Origin of the sequence: Ihubacter sp. rT4E-8 (genome assembly GCF_049852125.1) — a bacterium.
Classification (GTDB): domain Bacteria; phylum Bacillota; class Clostridia; order Peptostreptococcales; family Anaerovoracaceae; genus Senimuribacter.
The window spans coordinates 1,416,178-1,434,033 of sequence record NZ_CP187532.1 but is presented as its reverse complement, the minus strand read 5'-3'; the positions used below and the strand labels follow the sequence as shown (position 1 = coordinate 1,434,033).

The following is a 17,856-nucleotide window of genomic DNA, read 5'->3' as shown; positions in this document are numbered from 1 at the left end:
TACATTATATTATACTAAAATCTTCTTCTTTTCGAAGAAGACAAAATATTCATGCCCTCTCTATACTTTGCTACCGTACGGCGTGAAATATCGATACCCTTTCCCTTCAATATTTCCACCATATCCTGGTCACTGTACGGCTTGCTGGTATCTTCACCTGAAATGATCTCTTTGATAATAGATTTCACGCTATTAGAAGAAACACCCTCTCCATCGCCGCCGCTAACGCCGCTTGAAAAGAAATACTTCATTTCAAACACACCGCGCGGACTTTGCATATATTTCCCATTGATGGATCTGCTCACAGTAGATTCATGAACGCCAATCTCGTCAGCTATCTGTTTTAGCGTCAAAGTTTTTAAAAACTTTTCTCCCCTGTCAAAGAAGTCCTGCTGGTATTTTACAACTGCATTTGCAACATTGTAAATCGTCTGTTTCCGCTGCTCAATACTTCGAATAAGCCATACTGCAGCGTTAAACCTGTCATTAAGATACTTATTTAATTCTTCATCTTTTCCCGCTTCTGCCGTCAGCTTATTATAATAGGAACTGACCATCAGCTTCGGAACACTGGTATCATTATTCATAACCACATAGTCGCCGTTAACCTTTTCAACAAAGATATCTGGCACTACATAGCGAATGGTTTCACCAGAGGAAAACAATCTGCCGGGCTTCGGCTCCAGCGTACGGATCAAATCCGCGATTTGTTGAACTTCCTGATTTTTTACCCCCAAAGTCTTTGCGATATGGGCAATGCGGTTGTCAGCCAAATCCTCCAGCATATTCTCAATGATATATTCAATCTCATCAGTCAGAAGTCCTTTGGCCGCCAGCTGGATGATCAGACACTCGCGCAGATTTCTCGCGCCGACGCCCGAAGGATCAAACGTCTGAATAAAATTCAAAACTTCCTCAACCAATTCTGTATCTGCATGAACCGCTTTTACAATTTCTTCTACAGACACAGTAAGATAACCGTTTTCATCAATTGCTTCGATAATATAACGGCCTATCTTTGCTTTTTCTTCCTTTAAAGATGAGAACTGCAGCTGACTAAGAAGATAATCCGTCAGCGTATCCTCCTCCCAAACATACTGCTCATAGGTATAGTCATCGTCGTCGTCAGGCGTATATTCCCATTGACGAAAACTCTGTTCCTCGTAATCCGCCTCTCTAATCTTCTCCCTGATATCTACCTCCTGTGCATCATAGCTTTTTTCTGCCTCTAACACAGGGTTTTCCAAAAGCTCATTCTGCACATAGTCCACCAACTCCTGATTGTTAAACTGCAGGATCTGAATGGCCTGAATCAGTTCCGGCGTCATGGACAGTTTTTGCGTCTGTTCAATTGTAAGCTCGTAACCTAGTTTCATACTCCCATCTCCTATGCAAATATTATACCATATTGAAACAGTATATTTCAATGCTTATTTCAAACCAGGAAAGTTTAATTGTCTCAGCGCTTCAAACAGAATAATATTGGCGGAATTGGAAAGATTGAACGAACGCAGCCGCGTATTCGCACTCATAGGTATACGAATTGCCTGTTCCTGTCTTTCAAGGATGAATTCCTTCGGCAATCCGGCCGTTTCTCGTCCAAACAAAATCATATCTTCATCTTTATATGAAACTTCTGTATAAATTCGTCCGCCCTTTGTAGTTGCCAAATACATCGTGTGATCCTCATATTTTTCCAAAAACGCGGACAAGCTGGAATGTACCTCCAAATTCACATATGGCCAATAGTCCAGTCCCGCTCTTCTAACTGCTTTGTCATCAATGGAAAACCCCAGTGGTTCTACAAGATGCAAACACGTGTCCGTAGCCGCGCAGGTTCTGGCAATATTGCCTGTGTTAGGGGGAATCTCCGGTTCAACAAAAACGATATGCAGTGACATTTTTTCCTCCTATAAAACAATTCCATTAACATCATAAATGTTTTTTGCAAAAATTTAAAGACAAAAATCAAATTTTAGTATATAATTTTTAGCAACGGAAATTTTGTACAAGGAGGCTGTTATGAAAACAGTAAAAATTGGAATACTTGGTCTGGGTACCGTAGGCGGTGGAACTTACGAGATCCTAGACATGAACAGAGAATTAATCCAAAAGAGAATCGGTAAAGAGATCAAAGTCGTTCGCGTTCTGGAAAAAAATATGGACAGGTTGAAAACCCTGGGATTGCCAGAATCCTGCGCGACACAAAATCCTGATGATATTTTGAAAGATCCTGAGATTGACATCGTTGTTGAATCCCTGGGAGGCATTGAGCCATCTACCACTTTCATGCTAACTGCCATGGAACACGGTAAAAGCGTCGTTACCCCTAACAAAGCAGCGGTCGCCGCAAACTTTGACAAACTACAGAGAGTTGCCGACGAGCATAACGTTCGCTTTCGTTTTGAGGCTAGCGTAGGTGGTGGTATTCCTGCATTAACTGCCATTCAGGAAGCTTTGGCGGGCAATGAATTCACCGAAGTCATGGGAATTCTCAACGGAACTACCAATTACATTCTTACAAAAATGACTGATCTGGGTTTGAATTATGCTGACGTGCTGAAAGACGCGCAGGCAAAGGGTTTCGCCGAAGCTGATCCAACCGCTGACGTAGAAGGTATTGATGTAGCAAACAAGCTTTCCATTCTTATGGCGTTATGCTTCGATAAATACGTGCCTCCTACAGAGATCCCAACCGTAGGTATCAGTAAAATCACCATGGATGATATTGAAGCTGCAAAGGAAAAGAATTGCAAAATTAAATTGATCGCACAAGCGAAGAAGGTTGGGGATACTGTAGAATACAGCGTAAAGCCGATGGAAATTGAAAATTCCCACCCTCTGGCCGGCGTATCCAATGAATTCAACGCGATTTATGTCACAGGCAATGCTGTAGACGAAGTCATGTTCTACGGAAAAGGAGCAGGCGCTCTGCCTACTGGCAGCGCAATCGTAGGAGATATTCTGGCTATTGCAAAAGAACTGTAAGAAACACCATAGGAGGAAACTTTACATGAGCTTATACGAAGATTGGAAAAATCTCATCGATAACCAGACAGAAGAAACATTCGAGGATTTCTGGAAAGAATATGCAGAAACAGAAACAAAATTGTACACACATATCCTGGAACATCCTACAGAACATATGACTGGGACAGTTGCTGAACTGGTAGAAAAATTTCAGTGTAATAAGACTATCTTTGTCGGATTTCTAGACGGAATCAACAGCAGTCTCAACGAGGAAATTGACTTAGAGGCAGTAACTGATGAAACATCTATTGATCTTGATATTGACTTCGAAAAGCTATTCTTTAACATGCTGAAAGCAGAAGCCGATTATCTGTTCACAATCCCTGCCTGGGACGATGTCCTTAGTGAAGAAAAAAGAATCGAAATCGTCAAAACATATAAACGTTCAAAAACTGTACACGTGGAAAAAAAGCCCGGCAGAAATGACCCTTGTCCTTGCGGCAGCGGTAAAAAATACAAAAAATGCTGCGGCAAAAATGCTTAAAAACATCTAACAAAGACCCTGCTCACCACAGGGTCTTTATCTTCTTCATAACGTTTTTCAATCAATTTGCCCGGCAACTTACTGCGCCGCTCCACTTATTTCCGGATTCCTTAACAGCTTTTATCTTATACCAGGCCTTCTTACCCTTTTTTACCGTATCATCAGTAAACTGGAATATATCATTTTCCACTTCGCCTATCAGCTTATATTCACCGTCTTTCGCATAGCTTCGATAAATCTGATAGCGCTCTGCTGCCGAAGCCTTCATCCAGTTCAAACGAATCCGCCCGGCCGCCTTCAGCGCTTTAGCAGCTGTTCTCGGCGTATCATATATCTTATATTTAACGGGCTTTGATACCATATTGATATAGCCATACTGACCATAGCACTTGTAAAAGTCATTTAAAGTCCCCTGATAATAGCAAACCGTATTATATGCATAGTAGTTATTATCTGCCCACAATACTTTATTATCATCTACTTCCAGCAGTACCACGGAATGTCCATATCCCCCGTTAAAGGTACTGCCGTGAGAAAACCGGATATGTGTTCCCGCTCGAGCACGCAGGCATTTATTTTTAAAATTCGTTTTCGTAAAACGCAAACCATTATAATAGCTGCTTCTGCTGCTATCTGCCAGCAAGTCGTTTATCTTCACTGCATATCCCCAACAGGTTCCCGGACTGTCAAACGTCTTCCCATGAGGATAGCGATTCATTAAATAGTCTATGGCAGCCGCGGCATTTTCATTATCGGTACAATCCTTTCCCTCAAAGGTAGAACCTTCGCTATAGGCATATGTCTGTACTGTAAAAAAAGGCATAGCTGTCATCGAGAGAATTGCCGCCAGAAAGGCGGCTATTATTTTTCTTTTCATGGGTCCTCCTTAGATTAGAACAGTTTTCAATGTTCACCTCCAGGCCCATTACCCTTTCACATACTTCTAATTTTACACAGAAACGACAGTGTTGTCAAATACATTATTCTTGTAAACCAGTCTAATAAAGAGGTTCATTCCTACACCATCCCATATATACGTAAGGCGAATTGCCTTTACTGTTTGTGTCGCACACGGCTTTCATACGATAAAAATAATATGCATTCTGATCATTGCTGTCCGTATCAGTAAAGCTGCATTCGGTCGTCGTTTCAATTTTCTTATATTCACCCGTATCCAAATCCATTCGATAGATAATATATCGGTCAGCCTTCGGCACCGGCTTCCAATTCAGAACGACCTGCCCTGTAACCGCGTCATTGCTTATTTCCGGCCAAGGTATCATTAACTTTGAGATACGGCTGGTCACATTGCTGTACTTACTGCCGCTGCGCTTTACAGCTTTAACCTTATAGTAAGCCTTTTCTCCCAGTCTGCCGGCATTATCCGTAAAATTAGTATCTGCTACCTTGGCGATTCTCTTATACGATCCGCTTTTAGAATAACTGCGATAAACCTCATACTGGCTGCAGCCCGAAAGCTTCAGCCACGTCAATCGTACGCCGCCTTTTTTCTCGTCGGCGCCGGAAGATACCTGCGGCTCGCTATAGGTTCTGTATTTGATAGGCTTTGCTACCATATTGATGTAGCCGTACTGACCATAATTCCAAAGAAAATCCTCTATAGTCCCTGAATAATACGCAACTGTATTTTCCCCAGCATAGTTATTATCTGCCCATACGACTTGTTCTTCCGTCACTTTTAACAATACCACCGAATGCCCTTTCCATGCATTAAACTTCTTCTCACGATTGAGTCGGATATGCGTACCGGCTTTGGCATTAAGACATTTATTTTTAAAATTCTTTTCCGTAAGCCTTAGTCCTGTATAATATTTTGTTTCTCTGGACGCGGCCAGCATAGAACTGATCTTCTCGGCATAACCCCAGCACTGCCCGCTTCCCGGGTACTTAGACATACTTTTATATTTGTTCATTACAAAGTCGATAGTTGCAGCCGCTGTTTTATTGGAAGTACAATCACGACCGGTAAAATAAGTCATATCCTCTTCCGCAAAAGCGGCCTCCGCAGATAACGGCAACGTACAGAACACCGTAAAACATATCAGAAAAAGTGTCAATATTCGTTTCTTCATCTGTTCCTCCTAAACTACAAATGCTTTTCGCAGTAATCAGCAATCGTGCAGTTCTCACAGTCGGGCTTTCTGGCCGCGCAACAATTCCTTCCATGAAAAATCAAAGAGTGATGTGTCCTGGACCATCTTTCCTCAGGCAAACACTCCATCAAAGCCAGTTCTGTTTTCAATACATCTTTCTCACAGGTCAAACCGATACGATTAGCGACGCGAAAAACATGCGTATCAACTGCGATCCTTTGGTGGCCAAATCCCACAGAAAGAACCACATTTGCTGTCTTTCTTCCTACGCCGGGCAAAGCAACCAGCTTATCGTAATCATCCGGTACGTTTCCTTCATAATTCTCTACCAGCGCTTTCGCCATACCCACGATATTTTTAGACTTTGTCTTATACATGCCGATCCTCTTGATATATTCACTAACCTCCTCCGGGTCGGCATTCGCCAGGGCATAAGCATCAGGATATGCCGAGAACAGATCCGGCGTCACCAGATTTACGCTTTTATCTGTGGTTTGAGCTGATAAAGCCACTGCCACAATAAGTTGAAATACGTTTTGATGATGAAGGGCACATTCCGCTTCCGGGTAGGTTTCCTCCAACAGATCTAAAATTTTCTCTATAGTTTCCTTTTTCATACCTGATATTATACAAAAAAAAACGTTTTTTGACAACCTGGCCTGCAATATTAAAACGGCGAACGTTTTTGTATGCCGTCAGTCGGCAGCATAAATGGCAATTTTAACAGCCTGCTTTTTAAGTTTCTGTGAGAAGCTACTCTTGACAAGCGGGAATCATGCCAATATAATTGTATACGGTCAAAATCAGGAGGATTCACATGTCGATTATACAATACTTAGAAGATGGAAAAACCGGCAGTCAGCCATTATCCACTAATCTTTATACAGAACTACAGGAAGATATTCTCACAGGTAAGCTTCATCCCGGCGAAAAATTGACAGAACAAAAAATCTGTAATGAATATAAGGTCAGCAGGATTCCCGTTAGAGAAGCTTTACACCAATTGGAAATGGATGGTCTTATCGAAAAGATACCCAATCGCGGCGCTTTTGTGCTGGGGCTCTCCGCTCAGGATATTCAGGACATGCAAATACTGCGTACAAATTATGAAATACAGGCTGTCAGATGGGCAATCCAGCGTATTACAGATGAAGAACGTGATGAGCTTGATGAAACCTTCGAATTTATGGAGTTTTATACGATGAAAAATGATATCAACAAAATGCAAAGCATAAACGCTGCTTTTCATCAAATCATCTACGCTGCCACACATAACCGTATGCTACAGCAGCTGCTGACCAATTATCAAACTTACCTGAAATACTGCAACCCTTCCAACTTCTATGCGCCTGACTATTTGACTATTGTATTGGAAGAACATCGCGCAATCTATCAGGCTTTTCTTGCCCGCGATGTAGATGGCGGCGCACTGGCCATGTCTACCCATATGGAAAATGCTCTTAGCCGAAAATTTAAATGAATAAGTAAACGACGGCTGTCCAAGGATCATCATCCTCCGACAGCCGTCGCTATAAAGCTACAATTGATTCAGTTTTGTCAATTCAAAACCCTATTTTTTAACCTTAATACTTATATAATATACTATCAACATGCAAACTATCAATGCAATGAAAATTGCAGTCAAAGTAAAGCATTCAAAAATGATAGCATCCCAATCCCCATAATCTTTTATCACCATATAGAGTATATAGAATAAATAAAACGGTATAGCTAAAAACAATCTTTTTTTAGTCTTCTTCCAAGCCTGAAACATGTTACATTCCATTAAAATTCACCTTCCCCTTTGCTAAATAATTATAAAACTTAATTCTTTATATTTATCTTACTATATAATTAATATTTTTTCAATAAAAATCATATTTTATATTTATTTGTATTAGAAAAGTAAACGACGGCTGTCCAAGGATCATCATCCTCCGACAGCCGTCGTTTACATAAAAATATCTACGCGTACTATTTTTCTGCAGTAAAGGTTAAAGTATCTCCGTCAGAATCTATCACAACGGTATCTCCATCGATGATATCTCCTTTGATCAGCTTTGAGGCCAATGCTGTCTCCACATTTTTCTGCAAAAAACGTTTAACAGGACGAGCGCCATAATTCGGATCATAAGATTCTCTGGCAATAAATCTTTTGCCCTTCTCTGTCAGCTGCAGTTTAATATCTCTTTCTGCCAGCCGCCTTTCCAAACCTTTGAGCGAAAGTTGAATAATACGGATAATCTGTTCCTCCGTCAATGGACTGAACACGACGATGTCATCGATACGGTTAAGAAATTCCGGGCGGAAATAATTCTTCAATTGATTTTGAACCGCTTCTTTTGTTGAGGAATCAATTGTACCATCACTTTTAATGTTATCGATCAACTGGCTGCTTCCGATATTAGATGTCATAATGACAATGGTATTTTTGAAATCCACAGTTCTTCCCTGATTATCCGTAAGTCTGCCGTCATCCAAAAGCTGAAGCAAAATATTAAACACATCAGGATGCGCCTTCTCAATCTCATCAAACAGAATTACACTATACGGCCTTCTTCGCACTGCCTCCGTCAGCTGACCGCCCTCATCATATCCAACGTATCCCGGAGGCGCGCCGACCAGACGAGACACGGAATGTTTCTCCATGTACTCAGACATATCAATACGAATCATGTTTTTCTCAGTGTCAAAGAGAGATTCAGATAAAGCTTTTGCCAGCTCTGTTTTTCCCACGCCGGTAGGTCCCAAGAAGATGAAAGAACCAATCGGTCTGTTTTCATCCTTCAGACCTGCTCTGGCCCTCAAAATCGCCTCAGATACGGCCAGTACGCCTTCCTCCTGTCCTACTACTCTGTGATGCAGAATATCAGGAAGCTTCAGCAATTTTTCCTTCTCTGATTCCACCAGCTTTGCCACCGGAATACCTGTCCAACCCGATACAACCTCCGCGATTTCTTCTTCGCCTACTTCCTCTTTCAGTAAACGATTTTCTTCTGCTCTTTCTGCGTTTTGCTTTTCTGCATGGAGCTTCTTTTCCAATTCAGGCAATGTTCCATATTTTAACTGAGCTAACTTTTCCAGATCGTAATTACGTTCCGCGTCTTCCATTTGACGGCGAACTTCTTCAATTTGTTCCTTCGTTCCCTTTAACTCCGTAATGGCTTTCTTCTCATTCTCCCATTGTGCGCGCATGGAAGCGTTTTCCTCTTTCAGTTGCGCTAATTCCTTTTCCAGCGACTCAAGGCGAGAAAGAGAACCCTTATCTGTTTCCTTAGATAGAGCCTGCTTTTCAATTTCCAACTGCATAATTTTACGAGAAATCTGATCCAGCTCCGTTGGAAGACTGTCAATCTCTGTACGAATCTTCGACGCGGCTTCATCCATCAAATCAATGGCTTTATCAGGCAAAAAACGATCGCTGATATAACGGTCAGACAAAGTTGCGCAAGCGATCAGCGCGCTATCTGTAATCCTAACGCCGTGATGAATTTCAAAGCGCTCTTTCAAACCACGAAGAATAGATATGGTATCCTCCACTGTAGGCTGATCCACCAGAACCTTTTGAAAACGCCGTTCCAAAGCAGCATCCTTCTCAATATACTTTCTGTATTCATCTAAAGTAGTAGCGCCGATGCAGTGTAGTTCCCCTCTGGCAAGCTTCGGCTTCAGCAAATTACCCGCATCCATAGAGCCCTCTGTTCTTCCAGCGCCGACTATATTGTGAATTTCATCGATGAATAAAATAATTCTGCCTTCAGACTTCTCCACCTCACTAAGCACTGCTTTCAGTCGTTCCTCAAATTCACCGCGAAATTTAGCGCCCGCAATTAATGCGCCCATATCCAGAGCAAAGATAGTTTTATCCTTCAAACCTTCAGGTACGTCTCCGTTCAAAATCCGCTGTGCCAGTCCTTCAACAACAGCAGTCTTTCCTACGCCCGGCTCGCCGATTAGTACAGGATTGTTTTTTGTTCTTCTGGATAAAATCTGAATCGCATGTCTGATCTCACTATCTCGCCCGATCACTGGATCCAATTTTCCTTCTCTGGCCATTTCTACCAGATCACGACCGTATTTATTCAGAGCGTCGTAGTTTTCCTCCGGATTCTGGCTGGTTACTCTCTGGTTTCCCCGCACCTTAGCTAACGCCTCCAAAAATTTATCCTTCGTAATATGATATTTAGAAAAAATTCTTGCAGAAGGTGTTCCGCGTTCAGAAAGAAGCGCCAGATACAGATGTTCCACGCTAACATACTCATCCTTAAACTGCTCCGCCTGTTTTTCCGCATTCATCAAAATTTGGTTCAGCCTTCTGGAAGCATAAATATTCCCTGCGTCGCCCGAAACCTTCGGCAGCTTTTCAATTTCTTCCTGCAGCTCTGCAATCATATAAGCCGGTTCCAATTCCATATACTTCAAAAGCTTCGAAATCAGACCGTCCTTCTGCATTAAGAGAGCCAAGTGTAGATGCTCCCCGTCCAACATTTGATGCCCTTCAGAAATTGCGATGTTCTGACAATCCATAATTGCGGATTGCGCATTCTGTGTAAATTTCTCTATGTTCATAACTTCACCCCCCAATGTGTATCACATATAGTTTCAAACTCTGAGATTATTCTATACCTGCTTTGACAAAAAGTAAAGCACTTTTTTAGCACTCATCAAATAAGAGTGCTAACAACCATTTTGTATCTGTCACAGCTCGCGTTTAGATTTTCTTAAAAGAGTTGTGCAAATATAAGAATTTATCTTCAATCTGCACAACCTCCTACTCCGTTAGTTGTGCAAACTCCAATAGAATTTCAACTCATGCACAACTTTTTTCCTCTGTAACGAGGAAAACCAATGATTGCATCAAAAAAGTTGTGTAAAACAGAGCATTTTAACCCTCTTTTGCACAACTTATTCTATCCTAATCTGAACTTCTGCAGTCAAAGTTTTGCAGATTCCTCTTTTTTAGACCTTCCCGCACAACCTTTCTGAAAAAAGTTGTGCAAAACCACTTCCCATCACATCATCTGCACAACACGCATCCATGCCCTCTTTGCTCATCTTGCCTTTTCATCCTAGCTTTAACTGATCAAGCGAAATGAATCCAATTGACACAGAAATTCGAAGCGTGCGTAAACCTTGAAATCAAAAGATGATGCTGTTAATAATCCATCCCAGCACCGCGCTTACCGCCGGTCCCAACACCTTATCTGTAACACCCAGAAGTATCAAGGCGAGCAAAATCAGAAAACCTTTGTCATAAATTTTATAGTACCAGTCATATTTACGTAAATTAAACAGTTCTGTAATAATGCCAAATCCATCCAACGGCGGTATCGGAAATAAATTAAAAATCATTAGCACTATATTGATAGACACTACAGACATAAGAATTTGTGTTACAATATCCCCCATACTGCTCATGAGCCATGTTGGATTTTGCATAAACAGAAATCTCAGGCCTAATGCAAAGATCATAGCAATGATAAAATTCATTACGACACCTGCCAGGGATACTAAAAGTTCATCCCTTCTCCGATGCTTGTAATACCCTGGGTTGATCTGTACAGGAATACCCCATCCAAATCCGGCAAACAACAATGCCACGAATCCAAACGGATCCATATGAGCCGCCGGATTGATTGTCAATCTTCCCTGCAGCTTTGGCGTTGGATCTCCCAGCGCATAGCTTACAATGCCATGTGCAAATTCATGAAAGGATAAACCGATCACGATACCCGGCAATAGAATTAGCTTCTGTATCAGCCATCCCATAGGATCACTGAAATCACCATCCAGAAAATTTAATATAACCAGCGCGATAATGATAATAAAAGCTGGTGATTGTATAAATCTTTTCAAAGAAAAAATACTCCTTCCCAATATATTTCTAAATATTTTATCACATTTCCGCTCGTTTGCAAATATGATATTACAAAGACTTTCTTTTCGGCTGCCGCCACGGCGCTTCACCATGAGGAAGTCAAAAATGAAAGGTGGTTTTTTCATGAATCATACACTTGTATGTGTCGACGTCTATACGATTTCAGCCGGAGACACCCTTTACAGTATCGCAGAGAAATATGATCTGCCAGTTCCTCTCCTGATGAAGGTCAACTGCATTACCAATCCTTATAACCTGCAGATTGGCGCTAAGTTATGTATACCGGGCGACCCTTCTCAGCTGCCGCAGCCGCCTGCAGAAGATGTCCCATCAGAACCGCAACAGACAATTCATGTTGTAGAAGCAGGCGATACGCTTTACTTAATTGCAAAGAAACACGGCGTCAAGCTGGACGATATTATGAATGCGAATCCATCCATTGACCCGTACAATTTGATGATCGGTACAGAACTCATCGTACCACTGTAAAACTTTCTGTCTAACAAAGGAGCAAGCAGTGAACATATCGGAAAACCCGACCCTCACTGCCTGCTTTTTTATTTTTTTACACCACAGTCTCGATTGTTGCAACCATTATGAGATCCAACTGAAGCTTCTATATGAATACCGTTCCTTACCGGCGACAGCAATATTCCCGCTGCTAAACCTACCAGCAAAGCGGCCGCCACCATACCGGCCTTCTCTGACGCCGTATGCTCCTTTTCAAAAAAAGCTTTCAGCCTGCATGTTTTACAAGCCATTTCTTCTGACATAAGTTCCTCCTAAATTTCATTTAACTGTTTTTCCAAATCAGCTACAACTTCGTAATGTGCCGCGACACGGCTGACAATGCACATTGCCTCATCCGTGAGGATTTCTCCGGCCTGCGCTCTTTCATAATAAATGCGACCCAGGCAAGCTAATTCTTCCTCAATGTCTTTTTTCTCTCCGTTAATTTTTGTCTTAATCTTAGTTATTTCAATCGCATCATTTGCTTTATCGCCGATGGCAGCTGCTGCATCGGTCAGTTTGTCTAAAAAGGCCATATTATTTCTCCTTTCATCATGCACTTTTTACTATTTACAATTAGTTAATCTGGTTTCTTTTGTCTGAATAAAACGTTTCTTTGCTTCGAAAGACTCCGTTTCCAAAGACACGTCTAGCGTTTCCTCCGACGGCAAAAGACCGGCCGACTTGGCTGCTGTATCAATAATTTGTTCTGTGAGCCATGGATTGGTTACCAACATCGGTCCCAGCGTATTTGTAAAGATGGAATTTTCTTTTAAAAATCCTTCGTGCCGGTCGCCGCCGGTATTGCCGTAACCATAGATAAGCTGGCCAAATGAAGTCTCACTGTCAGAAAGAAAATCTGCCATTTGAATCTGGTTTCCGATGATTTCCAGTTGTTTACCACCATATTCGCAACGAAAATACAGATCATCTCCATAAACTGCGCTGTTCTCCCTGGCGACAGCATCCACAAGCCCCATACCTTCAAAACAACTGCCGTCCGTTCGTTCCACCTTGCTACACCACAGCGCAATAGAAGTTCCCGTAGCAATCAAAATCTTTCCGCCGCGAACAAACTCTTCAAATTCTGCTTTCAGCGGTTTCAAATATTCCAGTACGGTCGGCAATGATACAATTTCTCCCGGCGGACAGAAAATGATATCATAGCCCAAAGGTCGAAATTCCATTGTCTCAAAGTCGATTCGCTCTATAAAAGTCTCCAGACCTTTCTGTGCAGCAATTCGCTGTAATGCCAGTATATTCCCTCTCTCTCCGTGAAGATACAACGTGTCAGGAAAAAGCCATGCAATTTTCAACTGTCTCATTTATTTTCCCTCCTTGTCGATGTACTTCTTCATATGCTCAAAGGTATGCAGCCATGTAATCAAATAGATATTCTTCGTCTCAGCCTCTTCAATTTCCTTGAAAATCGTTTCTACATCTTCTGTTTCTGCAATAGATATCTGAGATCGATCCACGCCCTCATAAATTAAACGATTGGCAGTATCGAAGCAGACCGCTTCAGAGAAACAGAAATACCTCTCCACATCGGATTTCACAAGACCGGACAAATCACAGTCGAAGGCGTAGAAAGAATTGGTATAGTGTGGAATCATATCGATCAATGGGCAGAGCCCCAGGCACACCATTTTTCTCTCCTTGTCAGCAGCCATCACATTGATACAGGTCTGTAGCGTTTCCGGATTTTCTTGTTTAATCCGCATATATTTAATGGTCTTGTCCTTATATTTTAGAATCTCAAAACGGCCGCCTACATTCTTAAAGCTGCCGAACGCCTTTGCTGCATCCGCAGGCTCAATACCGCCCAGTTCCTTAGCTACCGCAAGCGCCCCTGCGTAATTATAGCACATATATGGGGTATCGTACGGCATTGTAAACCCTACATCGCCCAGCTTGAATTTCCGTTCAGCAAAATTTACATCCGTAATGGTATAGTCTGCCGTGGCGTCTGCCGCCAAGCCGCAATGGGTACAATGGAACTTCCCTACGCCGTCATTATTATAATAGTCGAAGACAATCTTATGCCTGCATCGCGGACATGCCATAGTAGGAAACGTTTCTCCCTTGGTAAAGCTCTCCTCATGACGCGCCACACCGTAAGTTACGATATGGTCTGATTTGATATCAAACGACCGTGTTCTCGGTTCCTCATTATTTAAGAAAAAACGTATGCCCGAAGGCAATCCGTCAAAGACCTTCCGGTAAATGAAATCCGGATCTCCGTTTCTCTGAACCTGATCCTTCTGCAAATTGGTAATCATAATATTAGCAGCAGGCAGTTGCTTGTAAATCAGCGGCAGATACCGTTCGTCCGTCTCAAAAATGATATAGTCTGCTTTAATGCGTCCCGTCAAACTAGAAGCCTTTGATAATGCCGTAGCGACGCCGTAAATCAAATTCGCGCCTTCCAGATTGGAAACGACCTTCCTTCCGTTGGTACGAAAGATGTGATTTACCAGATTATTGGTAGTAGATTTACCGTTGGTTCCCGTGATAAACAACACCTTAGAATAATCAATACCCTTAAAATGAGCCACCATCTGCGGGTCAATTTTCATAGCCTTCTGACCAGAGAAATTTGAGCCGCGGCTCTTGTCCACAATGTTGATGATGACATTGATGATTTTTGCAAACCATAATGCTAGGTAAAACTTCATGATGTCTATGTCCTCCTGTTATAATATATCTGACAGCAATCTGGAAATTGCCTCTTTAAATCGGATAAAATGCGTTCTCTTTTCATACAGCTCCAACGTCAGCTCATAACCCATTTTCATGTCCTCCAGAAACTGCCTCTCCATCCTCGATGCAAAGTCCTGATCGTAAATAAAGGCATTAGACTCGAAATTAAGACGGAAGCTTCGTCTGTCGAAATTCGCTGATCCAACTGTAGATACTTCCCCATCCACGACCAATGTCTTAGCATGAAGAAATCCATTATTATAGATAAAAACTCTTGCGCCGGAACGAATCAATTCTCCACAGTAAGCCAACGTAGCCCAGTAAACAAAGATATGATCCGGCATGCAAGGTATCATGATGCGTACGTCTACCCCGGACTGCGCCGCCATTTTCAGGGATTCCAGCATACTGGGATCCGGAACGAAGTATGGTGTTTGAACGTAAACAGACTTTTCAGCAAAAGTAATCATTCTCATCATCGACCGCTTGATTTCCTCACGTGTTGAATCCGGACCGCTGGAAACAATCTGTACTGCGCAATTACCCCCGCCTTCTGCTTGTCCGAAATACACCTGCGACAATTCTACCTGCTCGCCTGATGCAAAACGCCAATCCATAATAAAACGCGCATTTAAATCCTGAACGCTCCCTCCCTTGATCCTGATATGCGTATCACGCCAGTATCCAAATTTCCTCTTTAGACCCAGGTATTCTCTTGCGATGTTAAATCCGCCGATATATCCGCATTTTCCATCGATAACAGCAATTTTCCGGTGATTCCTGTAATTCATTTTTAAGTAAAGGTACTTCAATTTAGGCTTGAAAAAATACGCTGCCTTACCTCCTGCTCCAAGGTAATCTCTTAATCTCCAATCATTGATAAATCGGCTTCCCATAGCATCCATAAGAAGCCGTACTTCCACACCCTCCTTCGCTTTTTCAGTTAAAACCTCAATCAACTGTTTCCCTATTCGATCATCTTTGATAATATAGCTCATAACGTGAATAGAATGATTAGCATGGCGTATATCATGAATCAATCTCTGAAACATTTGTTTCCCATCTGTCAGCAGTTCTATCTCATTATTTTGTGTCAGGAATGCATTACCATACACCTGATTCAGCTTGATCATCCGTTTCCAGCTTTTTGCCGTTTCATTTTCAAATAAAAATCGTCCTGCTTCCATATCTGCAGTCTGCTCACGCAGTTCTTCTCCCATAACGCGTTTTTCATGCTCTGAAAGCCGGTAAATTTTCTGTCTTGAAATGTTCTGTGAAAGCATCAAATACAAGAATATTCCCAGTATCGGCAGCACATAAAGCACTAAAATCCAGGCTAGTGTGGCGGCTGGATTTTTTCGTTCCAGAAATATAATTGTCAAAGCGATGATCAAATTCACACAATAAATAAGGGTTGTCCAATCGTTTTCTGTAAAAAAGCTGATAAAATATGTCATATCCGAATCCCCTTTGTCCCCTTTTTCATATTGCCTAATAGGAGTATTTTATCATATCTCGCAGAAATATTCCACCAGAAATCAAGAAAATATCCGGAATACAAAGACCGGCATGCAAAAACCATATACTGCTCTGCCTACCGGTCTTATAATTACCATTTTATAATATGATACAGATAAAATAATCCTTACCTTCATTACTGATTTTTTGTAAAGAGCGCTGCACCTTTTCCTGCAGTGCAGCAGGCATAGCCGTCAATTTGCCATCCATTTGCTCTACTACCAGTTCTTGAAGAGATTTTCCGAAAAGATTCGTCTCCCAGATATCTTCTTCCTCTCCCGAAGCCTGAAACTTCTCCATCAGATATTTTGCCAAGTCTGCAGACTGTTGTTCACTGCCTACGATCGGAGATATTTCTGTCGTAATATCTGTACGGATCATGTGCAAACACGGCGCTGAAGCTACGAGCCGCACTCCATATTTGTTTCCCTGATGAAAAACCTCTGGCTGACCTAGATTCATCTGCGACAGCTTTGGATGAACAATCCCGTAACCGGTGCGTCCAACATTCATAAGAGCTGCTTCCATATCGTCGTAAGATTCCTTCGCACGGGCATAATCTTTTAACAGCAGGAACAGTTCACGATCTCCAGAAACCGAATGATGAAGCAGTTCCCCGATGATTTCATAATACAGACCATCCTGAAGCTGTACGTCTACATACAGTCTGCCCGTTGCCATCTCACAGCTGGCAACCTTCGCCTGTTTTACATAAGGGCAAGCGGACAGCATCTGAACAGATTCACTGGCGCTGCTCACTGTGTCTACAGTTTCCATCCATCCTCGAACGGCTTCCACCAATCCCGCTTTAATCCCGTGATCTGGCGGCAAAGCGTCCATATAGTCCGGCAAGTCGATAAAAATCTCGCTAACCGGAAATTCACGCAGCAATGCGTCAAATATCTTTGCCGGAATATCAGCATCCATTCGGGCGCAATCTGCTGAGATGACAGGAACACCATACTTTTCTTCCATAGATGCGGCCAATTGCCGGTTCTTTGGTGAAGCAGGCTGACTACTGTTCAATACGATAACGAAAGGCTTTCCCAAGGCTCTCAGCTGCGCTGCCGTCTTTTCCTCAGCCTTTATGTAACTCTCTCTGGGCAGTTCTCCAAAGCTTCCATCGCAAGTAACAAGAATTCCTACCGTAGAGTGATCGGTGATCACCTTTTCTGTTCCTACCTCAGCAGCCTCCTCAAAAGGAATTGGTTCTGCACTCCATGGTGTCTTCACCATGCGGCTTTTTCCTTCCTCCTGATGACCCAACACACCTGGCACCAAATAGCCCACGCAATCTACCAGCCGAATCGCCATAGAAGCGCTTCCTACTTTGATCTTTACTGCTTCCTCAGGAATGAATTTGGGTTCCGTGGTGGTAATGGTTCTGCCATCGCCACTTTGAGGCAGCAGGTCGACGACCCGGCTTCTCACATAGGTATTTTCAATGCCCGGAACTACAAATAATTCCATGAATCGCTTGATAAACGTAGATTTGCCTGTTCTGACAGGACCTACAATGCCAGCATGAATCTCTCCGCCTGTCCTTTCAGCGATATACTTATAAATATTTCCATCCGTCATACCTTCGTCCTCTTTCTCACATAACTCTATGAAAATAG

At 42.3% G+C, this 17,856-nt stretch carries 17 protein-coding genes; 4 read left to right on the top strand and 13 right to left on the bottom strand.

The features are described from left to right. Nucleotides 1-14 precede the first annotated feature (14 nt). Nucleotides 15-1,376 (bottom strand): RNA polymerase factor sigma-54, encoded by a 1,362-nt coding sequence (rpoN, locus tag ACPW7J_RS07115; RefSeq protein ID WP_161873224.1) that lies wholly within the window; start codon nt 1,374-1,376, stop codon nt 15-17. A 54-nt stretch (nt 1,377-1,430) separates the two neighbouring features. Beyond that, a complete protein-coding gene (gene trmL, locus ACPW7J_RS07110) occupies nt 1,431-1,901 on the bottom strand; it encodes a tRNA (uridine(34)/cytosine(34)/5-carboxymethylaminomethyluridine(34)-2'-O)-methyltransferase TrmL (RefSeq protein WP_161873225.1) in 471 nt (156 codons plus the stop codon). A 121-nt stretch (nt 1,902-2,022) separates the two neighbouring features. On the opposite strand from trmL, the gene ACPW7J_RS07105 reads away from it, so the two are divergent. Next, nucleotides 2,023-2,988 (top strand): homoserine dehydrogenase, encoded by a 966-nt coding sequence (locus ACPW7J_RS07105; protein ID WP_161873226.1) that lies wholly within the window; start codon nt 2,023-2,025, stop codon nt 2,986-2,988. Nucleotides 2,989-3,013: 25 nt separating this feature from the next. Then, complete coding sequence (locus ACPW7J_RS07100; RefSeq protein ID WP_161873227.1) at nt 3,014-3,514, top strand: SEC-C metal-binding domain-containing protein; 501 nt, start codon at nt 3,014-3,016, stop codon at nt 3,512-3,514. Nucleotides 3,515-3,575: 61 nt separating this feature from the next. Here the strand turns inward: ACPW7J_RS07100 and ACPW7J_RS07095 are convergent, their stop codons facing one another. The 3 genes from ACPW7J_RS07095 to nth form a co-directional block, all read right to left on the bottom strand. Then, nucleotides 3,576-4,391 (bottom strand): hypothetical protein, encoded by an 816-nt coding sequence (locus tag ACPW7J_RS07095; protein ID WP_425757447.1) that lies wholly within the window; start codon nt 4,389-4,391, stop codon nt 3,576-3,578. A 121-nt stretch (nt 4,392-4,512) separates the two neighbouring features. Further along, entirely contained in the window at nt 4,513-5,607 is a 1,095-nt protein-coding gene (locus ACPW7J_RS07090) for a fibronectin type III domain-containing protein (RefSeq protein WP_425757446.1), read from the bottom strand. 14 nt (nt 5,608-5,621) lie between these two features. Beyond that, the gene (gene nth / locus ACPW7J_RS07085) at nt 5,622-6,245 is read right to left on the bottom strand and encodes an endonuclease III (RefSeq protein ID WP_161873230.1); all 624 of its coding nucleotides are present in this window, start codon (nt 6,243-6,245) and stop codon (nt 5,622-5,624) included. A 200-nt stretch (nt 6,246-6,445) separates the two neighbouring features. Here nth and ACPW7J_RS07080 point away from each other — a divergent pair, with 200 nt between their 5' ends. After that, nucleotides 6,446-7,108 carry a GntR family transcriptional regulator gene (locus ACPW7J_RS07080; RefSeq protein WP_161873231.1) on the top strand — a complete coding sequence of 221 codons (663 nt, stop codon included), beginning with the start codon at nt 6,446-6,448 and terminating at the stop codon, nt 7,106-7,108. 494 nt (nt 7,109-7,602) lie between these two features. On the opposite strand, the gene clpB is transcribed toward ACPW7J_RS07080, so the two are convergent. Then, nucleotides 7,603-10,197: an ATP-dependent chaperone ClpB gene (gene clpB, locus ACPW7J_RS07075; protein WP_425757444.1), complete on the bottom strand. Its 2,595-nt coding sequence runs from the start codon at nt 10,195-10,197 to the stop codon at nt 7,603-7,605. A 570-nt stretch (nt 10,198-10,767) separates the two neighbouring features. Continuing rightward, nucleotides 10,768-11,484, bottom strand: a complete 717-nt coding sequence (locus ACPW7J_RS07070; RefSeq protein ID WP_425757443.1) for a site-2 protease family protein — start codon at nt 11,482-11,484, stop codon at nt 10,768-10,770. 145 nt (nt 11,485-11,629) lie between these two features. Here ACPW7J_RS07070 and ACPW7J_RS07065 point away from each other — a divergent pair, with 145 nt between their 5' ends. Then, on the top strand, nt 11,630-11,995 hold the full coding sequence (locus ACPW7J_RS07065; RefSeq protein ID WP_161873234.1) for a LysM peptidoglycan-binding domain-containing protein: 366 nt from the start codon (nt 11,630-11,632) through the stop codon (nt 11,993-11,995). Between the two features lie 68 nt (nt 11,996-12,063). Here ACPW7J_RS07065 and ACPW7J_RS07060 read toward each other — a convergent pair whose 3' ends face one another. From ACPW7J_RS07060 to spoIVA, 6 genes are all read right to left on the bottom strand, one after another. Further along, entirely contained in the window at nt 12,064-12,279 is a 216-nt protein-coding gene (locus ACPW7J_RS07060) for a hypothetical protein (RefSeq protein WP_425757440.1), read from the bottom strand. Nucleotides 12,280-12,288: 9 nt separating this feature from the next. Continuing rightward, nucleotides 12,289-12,552, bottom strand: a complete 264-nt coding sequence (locus ACPW7J_RS07055) for a hypothetical protein (RefSeq protein ID WP_161873236.1) — start codon at nt 12,550-12,552, stop codon at nt 12,289-12,291. Nucleotides 12,553-12,582: 30 nt separating this feature from the next. Continuing rightward, nucleotides 12,583-13,341: a hypothetical protein gene (locus ACPW7J_RS07050; RefSeq protein ID WP_425757438.1), complete on the bottom strand. Its 759-nt coding sequence runs from the start codon at nt 13,339-13,341 to the stop codon at nt 12,583-12,585. Further along, nucleotides 13,342-14,694 carry a MurT ligase domain-containing protein gene (locus tag ACPW7J_RS07045; protein ID WP_425757436.1) on the bottom strand — a complete coding sequence of 451 codons (1,353 nt, stop codon included), beginning with the start codon at nt 14,692-14,694 and terminating at the stop codon, nt 13,342-13,344. It lies immediately after the preceding gene. An 18-nt stretch (nt 14,695-14,712) separates the two neighbouring features. Beyond that, nucleotides 14,713-16,176, bottom strand: coding sequence for a cardiolipin synthase (cls, locus tag ACPW7J_RS07040; RefSeq protein WP_425757434.1), 1,464 nt, complete (start codon nt 16,174-16,176; stop codon nt 14,713-14,715). Nucleotides 16,177-16,336: 160 nt separating this feature from the next. Then, the gene (spoIVA, locus tag ACPW7J_RS07035; RefSeq protein ID WP_161873240.1) at nt 16,337-17,818 is read right to left on the bottom strand and encodes a stage IV sporulation protein A; all 1,482 of its coding nucleotides are present in this window, start codon (nt 17,816-17,818) and stop codon (nt 16,337-16,339) included. Between the last annotated feature and the right edge of the window lie 38 nt (nt 17,819-17,856).